The sequence below is a fragment of the Pseudohaliea rubra DSM 19751 genome (genome assembly GCF_000764025.1).
GTDB lineage: Bacteria > Pseudomonadota > Gammaproteobacteria > Pseudomonadales > Halieaceae > Pseudohaliea > Pseudohaliea rubra.
Genome location: NZ_KN234769.1, coordinates 35,087 through 41,517 on the forward strand (window position 1 = coordinate 35,087; position 6,431 = coordinate 41,517).

Here is a 6,431-nt window from a genome sequence, read left to right on the forward strand (position 1 = left end):
CTCAGGCCTCAGCGTCGTCCTCGAGCATCTGCCGATAGATTGCCTCGCAGTCGCGGTAGAAGGCGAGTTCGCGTTCGCCGAGGTAGGGCGCAATCATGGTCAGGAGCTGCAGCACCCCCTGGTGGATGGTCACCCCCTGAGGCCTCGCCGGGTGCAGGAGCCGCTCGTAGTTGAACCAGAAGGTCAGGGTCAGCGTGAGGTTGTCCACGAGACCGACCAATTGCTGGTCCTGAGCGTCGATGACGTCCCGCTGCAGTAGATTGTCGCAGATCGCGTAGAGCGCCGCGCGCTTCAACTGCAGCAGGCGCTGGAAGCCCTTGTGGACTGCCGGGTAGCGCCTCAGGAGGTCATCGAGGTTGTGGTAGAGAAAGCGGTACTGGAACATTTCTTCCAGCACCACGTACAGGTAGTACCAGTTGTTCTCGACGCCATCACGGCCGCTGGTCAGGGGCTTTTCCAGCGGCGCCGCCAGGGTCTCACCGAGGGCCACCTCGTACTGGTGGAAAAGCTCGGCGATGATCTGGTCCTTGCCCTTGAAATGGTAGTAGAGATTGCCCGGGCTGATGTCCAGCGCCAGGGCGATGTCCAGGGTTGTCGTGTGGGCCTCGCCGGCCTCGTTGAACAGTTCGAGGCTGGTGACCAGGATGCGGTCGCGGGTCTTCACGGCGGCCGCCGGAACTGCTCAGCGGCTGCTACCACTGCTCTTGTGCACGGGCGCTTTCTTGCGGGGCGTTGCCTTGCGGGCGGTGCCCGCACGCGCGGGACTCTTCTTGCGGGCGGCAGCCTTTTTCTTCGGCGCCTTCACGCTGCCGCTGGCGGCCAGGGCGTCGGTGAGGGCATCGACCTTGTTGGTGAGGCGGTCGATTTTCTCGTGCAGGGCGAGGAGATCCTCGCCGCGCACCGGGCGCTGCAGGTTGAAATTGTCGCGCACCCGGGTGATCCGGTCTTCCACGGACTGCCGGGCGGACTGGCTGGCCCCGCGCGCCTCTTCTTCGAGCGCCGCGCCGGCCTTGACCAGGTCCTTGAACAGCTTCGGGGGTTCCACGCCGGCCTTCTCCAGCCGGCCCTGGGCTTCATCCACGGCGCGCCCGTAGGCGCCGACCCCGGCGAGCCAGATATGCTTGGCGATCTCGCTGGCCTTGTCGGACACCTTGCCCTTGTCATCGGTCATGGCGGTACCTCCTGATTATTATGCGATGGTGGCGGACACCGGGCGATCATTAAGGCAGAAGCGGCAGCCAAAAAAAAGGGGCCGCAAGTGCGGCCCCGGCAGTCCCAGGGGGACAAGTGAACCTGGATGGGTGCGGCCCTCAGGCCGCGGTCTTGAAGCCTACGGAATCCTTCAGCTCGCTGAAGCGCTCGCGGGCCCTGTCGAGGCGCGCCTCGAGTTCTTTGCGGTCGGCCAGGCCGTCGAGCTTCGGCAGCTCCATATCGTCGAGGGCGCTGCGCGCCTGCTTCTCGACCTTCTCGCCGCGCTTGACGAGCTCCGCGTACAGCTTGTCGGCCTTCTTGCGGCGGGCTTCCAGCTCACGCTGGACGGTGGTGAACTGTTCTTCCACCTGGTCGTAGGCCTTGCCGTAGAAGCCGAGGCTGGCCAGGAAAGCCTTGCGGCCGGCCTCCCGCGCGCGGGTCGCGAAGGCGTTGCCCGGTGCGGCGGCCTTGCGGCGCGGTGCGCTCTTTCGCGCGGTTGTCTTGCGTGCCGCTGTCGTCTTGCGCGCAGTGGTGCTGCGGCGAGCCGTCGTCTTTGCTGCCGGACGCTTGCGCGCCGTGCTCTTGCGCTTCGGGGCCGCCTTGGCGGCGCCAGTGCTCGTTGCTTCTGCCATGACTGCTTCCTCCTTGTCGCGGACGGGCCTCTGCCCGGTCCTGAAACTGCTGTGGCGTCTACCACTCAGCGCGGAAGATAGAGCAAAAAATTAGAATAAACATACTAAAGCGACAGCGCCGGGCTGCCGTGGACCGGGAGGGTGGGCAGAGCGTGGTGCGTGGAGGGTGAAAAGCGGGCGCTGAGCGCCCGCGTCGCTCAGTCGGCCTGCGGGCCGGCGGCCACGACGGCCGCGGAGGGGTTGAACAGCTGGATGTTGTCCTGGAACAGCCGTGCCAGCTTGCTGGCCTGCGCATCGTAGGCGGCTCTGTCGCCCCAGTTTTCCCGCGGATTGACAAAACGGTCTTCGACGCCGGGGATCTGTACCGGGAAGTCCAGGTTGAGGATGTCGAGGTGGCCGGTTTCGGCGCCGATCAGCTTGCCGCTCTGGGCGGCGTGCACGACGGCGCGGGTGACCGGGATCGGGAAGCGTGAGCCCGTGCCCCCGGGTGCGCCGGAGCCGCCCGTCCAGCCGGTGTTGACCAGGTAGACCTGGCTGCCGAAGTCGTCAATGCGCTTCATCAGCAGCTCGGCATAGTCGTTGGCCGGGCGCGGCATGAAGGGCGCACCAAAACAGGTAGAGAACGTCGGGTGAATGCCCGCTGCCGCGCCCACTTCCGTGGAGCCGACGCGGGCCGTGTAGCCGCTCAGGAAATGAAAGGCGGCGGCCTCCTTGGACAGGATGGCGATGGGCGGCAGCACCCCGGAGACATCGCAGGTCAGGAAGATGACGCAGTTGGGCTCGCCGGCGGCATTGGCCAGCACCCGCTTGGGGACATGAACGAGCGGATAGCAGCAGCGGCCGTTCTCGGTCAGGCTTGTATCGTCGTAGTCGGCGTGGCCGCGTTCGTCGACCACCACATTCTCGACGATGGCCCCGAAGCGGATCGCGTCCCAGATGATCGGCTCGTTTTCCTGGGACAGGTTGATGGTTTTGGCGTAGCAGCCGCCCTCGAGGTTGAACACTGAGCCGCGGGTCCAGCCGTGCTCGTCGTCGCCAATGAGGTAGCGCTCCGGGTCTGCCGACAGGGTGGTCTTGCCGGTGCCGGAGAGACCGAAGAACAGTGTCGTCTCGCCGTCCTCGCTGACGTTGGCAGAGCAGTGCATGGCCATCACATCCTTCTCTGGCAGCAGGAAGTTCTGCACGGAGAACATGGATTTTTTCATCTCTCCGCCGTACTGCATGCCGGCAATAAGAATCTTGCGCTGGCCGAAGTTGACGATCACCGTGGCGTCGGAGTTGGTGCCGTCGCGCTCCGGCTCACAGCTGAAGCCCGGCGCATTGAGGACGGTCCACACCGGCTTGTGGTCACTGTTGTACTGCGCCGGCTTGATGAACATGTTGCGGCCGAAGAGGCCGTGCCAGGCCCACTCGGTGATGACCTGCACGGGCAGATAGTGATCGCTGTGGGCGCCGACATGCAGGTGGGAGACGAAGCGGTCACGGCAGCCCAGGTAACTCTCGACCCGATCCCAGAGCGCATCGAAGCGATCGGCCTCGAAGGGGCGGTTGACGCTGCCCCAGGCAATGGCATCCTCGCTCGATGGCTCCCGCACGATGTAGCGATCGGCAGGCGAGCGTCCGGTGCGCTTTCCGGTGGTGACCAGGAGAGCCCCGGTGTCAGTGAGTGTGCCCTCGCCGCGCTTCAGCGCCTGCTCTACAAACTGGGCGGGCTCCAGGTCGACGTATTCCTGGCCTAGCTGCGTGTCTGCGGTCATCGATCAATCCTGTCGGCTGTCCCGCCACGCAGCGGGATCGGGAGTCGGCCGGAGGCCGGGTCGGTTTTCGGGGTCGCGATTATGGCAGATTACCGGCCGCCGTGCGAACGCCGGCGGGCGCGGTCAGTGGAGCGGGTCGATCTGCCCCGGGAGCAGCTCCTGCGCTTCGAAAATATACTGCTGGTTGCAGAACTCGCAGTCCATGGTGACCGAGCCCTGTTCCCGGAGGATGTCGCGGATCTCGGCCTCGCCGAGGGTGGTCAGGGCCTGGCGGCTGCGCTCCCGGGAGCAGCTACAGCTGAAGCGCACCGGCTGAGCGTCAAAGAGGCGAACCGGGTCTTCGTGGTAGAGCCGGTAAAGGAGTTCTGCCGGCTCCAGTGCCAGCAGCTCTTCCCGGGAGACGGTGGCGGCCAGGGTACAGGCATGTGCCCACTGCGCCTCGCGCGCCAGCGGATCCGGCGTGAGCTGGCTTGGCAGCTGCTGGAGGAGCAGGCCGGCGGCGCGGCTCCCGTCGCAGGCCAGCCATACGCGCGTATGCAGCTGCTCGGACTGTTCGAAGTAGGCGTCGAGGCTGGCGGCGAGGGACTCGCCCTGCAGGGGGACGATCCCCTGGTAGCGGCTCCCGCGCTCCGGCTCCACGGTGATGGCCAGCTGGCCCTCGCTGAGGAGTTCCTCAAACCCGCTGGCGGTTGCCTCCTGGGCGCCCCGGGCAATCGCGCGCACGGCGAGGTCGCTGGTGCACTCGGCCATGATCAGCGGTACCTGGCCGCTGCTGCGGGCCTGCAGCGTGAGCCTGCCCTGGAACTTGAGGGTGGTAGCCAGAAGTACGGCGGCGGCGAGGAATTCGCCGAGGAGGTCGCGGACTCCCGGGGCGTACTGATGGTTCTGCAGGATGGCCGCGAGGGCGCCGTCAACCCGCGTGCTTTCCCCGCGCAGGTCCGCCCCCTCGAACAGGAAGCGGCGCACGGTGCTGGCGTCAGGGGCAGCGTGATCGCGGGTCGGTGCAGTCATAGGCGCTATGGTACCGCATTCACGGCTGCTCCTGTGGTACCTTCCGCGCTCCGCGCCGGGAGAGCGTTCGTGAACACAGCCATGCTCTACAGCGCCACGGTGCTGATCTGGGGCACAACCTGGATCGCCATCAGCTACCAGCTCGAAGGTGTGGCGCCGATGGTCTCCATTGCCCACCGCTTTGCGCTGTCGGCGGCCCTGCTGCTCCTGCTCCTGGTGCCGACGCGGCGGCTGGTCCGCCTAGCGCCCCGGGACCACGGCTTCGTGTTTCTGCAGGGGCTCTTTCTCTTCTCTGGCAACTACCTTTTCATCTACGCCGGCGCGGCCGAGCTGGCCAGTGGTCTGATTGCGGTGATCTTCTCCACCATGGTGATCTTCAATAGCGTCGGGGGTGCGCTTTTCCTGCGCCTTCCGGTCAGTCTCTGGGTTGCCCTGGGCGGGCTGCTCGGCCTTGCCGGGATGGCTGGCATCTTCCTGCCGGAGCTGGCGCAGGTTGATGGCTCTGCGGCGACGCTGCGGGCCTTCGGGCTCTGCCTGACCGGTACGCTGTGCGCCTCCCTCGGCAACATCATTGCCGCCCGCAACCACCGCCAGCAGTTGCCGGTGCTGACCTGCAATACCTGGGGCATGCTCTACGGCTGCCTGACGCTCTATGCCGCAGCCCTGCTTGCCGGGACCCCGCTGGTCCTGCCACTCGAGCGCGACTACCTGTTATCCCTGGGCTATCTGGCTGTGTTAGGTTCTGTGATCGCCTTCTGGGCCTATGTCACGCTCATCGGTCGCATCGGTCCGGATCGTGCCTCCTACACGACGCTGCTCTTCCCGCTGGTGGCCCTCGCTGTGTCGACGATGTTCGAGGGTTACCGCTGGAGCCTGCCTGCGGTCCTGGGCCTCGCGCTCGCGCTCGTGTTCGCCGGCAACTGGCTTGCCATGCGGCGCCAGCGCGGCTGACCTATACTGCGGCCTTTCGCTCACCCCTACGCTGTCTCCGGAGGTCCCATGGCCAGCTTCCGCCTGCGCAAGGCGACCACCCAGTCCCGCCCCGAGCTACGAGAAACGGCTGCTGCCCTTGCCGCTGAACTGGAGGCAGCGCACGGTGTGCGCGCGCGCTGGGAGAATGATGATGTGGTCGCTATCCGCGGGGCCGGTGTGGAGGGGCGCGTGACCCTCAGCGACGACGCGGTGGAGGTGTCCGTACGCCTGGGGCTGCTGGCGTCGGCCTTCCAGGGGCCGCTCCGGGCCGAGATCGAGCGCTACCTCGACAAGCACGTCAGCTGACGCTGACCCGGGCGAGAGGGTCGGTCCCCGCTACCTGGGCGGCAAAGGCATCGGCCAGCTCCTGCCCTCGCTCCATACAGCGGCGCCAGTTCGCCTGGCGCTCCTGTGTTGCCATCGTCGTGAAGTCCCCCCGGTCCGGTATCTTCCCCTGCGGGAGGCTGGCAACAAAAGCCGGGTGGGGTGCGATCAGCACCAGGCGGTCGACCAGCTCCGGTGCCAGCCGGCGCCAGGGCAGGAATTTGTCGAACCAGCCGGGCGTCAGGTCGCCGCGAAAGTGTGGGTAAAGAATGAGTCCGGCACTGCGCAGGGGCCGGGGATCGAAGTGGTAGTCGATGATGCCGCCATCCCAGTAGTGTCCCGGCGGTGCGCCGGGGATAGTCCGTTCCCCGGCCAGCAGGAAGGGGATTGACCCGCTCGCATGAAGTACCGCCCGGGCATTCCCGGCGGTGAGTGGCGCGGTGGTGGTGGCAAAGCCCGGCAGCGCCGGCGCCGCTGTGCCGGCGCCGGTGGCGGCGTGGGTGGCCGCGCGGCTGGAAAACAACACGCGCTGGAAGGCAGCGGC

General features: G+C 66.6%; 7 protein-coding genes and 1 pseudogene. 2 read left to right on the forward strand and 6 right to left on the reverse strand.

Annotated features, from left to right (window positions below):
- Window position 1 precedes the first annotated feature (1 nt).
- The 5 genes from HRUBRA_RS09955 to hslO all read right to left on the reverse strand — a co-directional run bounded on the left by HRUBRA_RS09955 (window position 2) and on the right by hslO (window position 4,591).
- Entirely contained in the window at window positions 2-664 is a 663-nt protein-coding gene (locus HRUBRA_RS09955; RefSeq protein ID WP_035516752.1) for a TetR/AcrR family transcriptional regulator, read from the reverse strand.
- An 18-nt stretch (window positions 665-682) separates the two neighbouring features.
- Complete coding sequence (locus HRUBRA_RS09960) at window positions 683-1,171, reverse strand: phasin family protein (RefSeq protein WP_035516753.1); 489 nt, start codon at window positions 1,169-1,171, stop codon at window positions 683-685.
- Window positions 1,172-1,310: 139 nt separating this feature from the next.
- Entirely contained in the window at window positions 1,311-1,823 is a 513-nt protein-coding gene (locus HRUBRA_RS09965; protein WP_035516756.1) for a hypothetical protein, read from the reverse strand.
- Between the two features lie 197 nt (window positions 1,824-2,020).
- Window positions 2,021-3,580 carry a phosphoenolpyruvate carboxykinase gene (locus HRUBRA_RS09970; protein ID WP_035516758.1) on the reverse strand — a complete coding sequence of 520 codons (1,560 nt, stop codon included), beginning with the start codon at window positions 3,578-3,580 and terminating at the stop codon, window positions 2,021-2,023.
- Window positions 3,581-3,703: 123 nt separating this feature from the next.
- Window positions 3,704-4,591 (reverse strand): Hsp33 family molecular chaperone HslO, encoded by an 888-nt coding sequence (gene hslO, locus HRUBRA_RS09975; protein WP_052094655.1) that lies wholly within the window; start codon window positions 4,589-4,591, stop codon window positions 3,704-3,706.
- Window positions 4,592-4,660: 69 nt separating this feature from the next.
- On the opposite strand from hslO, the gene HRUBRA_RS09980 reads away from it, so the two are divergent.
- Both HRUBRA_RS09980 and HRUBRA_RS09985 read left to right on the forward strand, forming a co-directional pair.
- Window positions 4,661-5,542: a DMT family transporter gene (locus HRUBRA_RS09980; protein ID WP_035516760.1), complete on the forward strand. Its 882-nt coding sequence runs from the start codon at window positions 4,661-4,663 to the stop codon at window positions 5,540-5,542.
- Between the two features lie 48 nt (window positions 5,543-5,590).
- Window positions 5,591-5,869, forward strand: coding sequence for a polyhydroxyalkanoic acid system family protein (locus HRUBRA_RS09985; RefSeq protein WP_052094657.1), 279 nt, complete (start codon window positions 5,591-5,593; stop codon window positions 5,867-5,869).
- Here HRUBRA_RS09985 and HRUBRA_RS15420 read toward each other — a convergent pair.
- Window positions 5,862-6,431, reverse strand: a pseudogene (locus HRUBRA_RS15420) (patatin-like phospholipase family protein); the annotation flags it as partial. The gene HRUBRA_RS09985 and the pseudogene HRUBRA_RS15420 overlap by 8 nt on opposite strands.

Bases quoted from the DNA above. Each gene is read 5' to 3' on its own strand.
- HRUBRA_RS09960 (WP_035516753.1), bottom strand. From the start codon at position 1,171: ATGACCGATGACAAGGGCAAGGTGTCCGACAAGGCCAGCGAGATCGCC.
- HRUBRA_RS09985 (WP_052094657.1), top strand. From the start codon at position 5,591: ATGGCCAGCTTCCGCCTGCGCAAGGCGACCACCCAGTCCCGCCCCGAG.
- HRUBRA_RS09970 (WP_035516758.1), bottom strand. From the start codon at position 3,580: ATGACCGCAGACACGCAGCTAGGCCAGGAATACGTCGACCTGGAGCCC.
- hslO (WP_052094655.1), bottom strand. From the start codon at position 4,591: ATGACTGCACCGACCCGCGATCACGCTGCCCCTGACGCCAGCACCGTG.
- HRUBRA_RS09965 (WP_035516756.1), bottom strand. From the start codon at position 1,823: ATGGCAGAAGCAACGAGCACTGGCGCCGCCAAGGCGGCCCCGAAGCGC.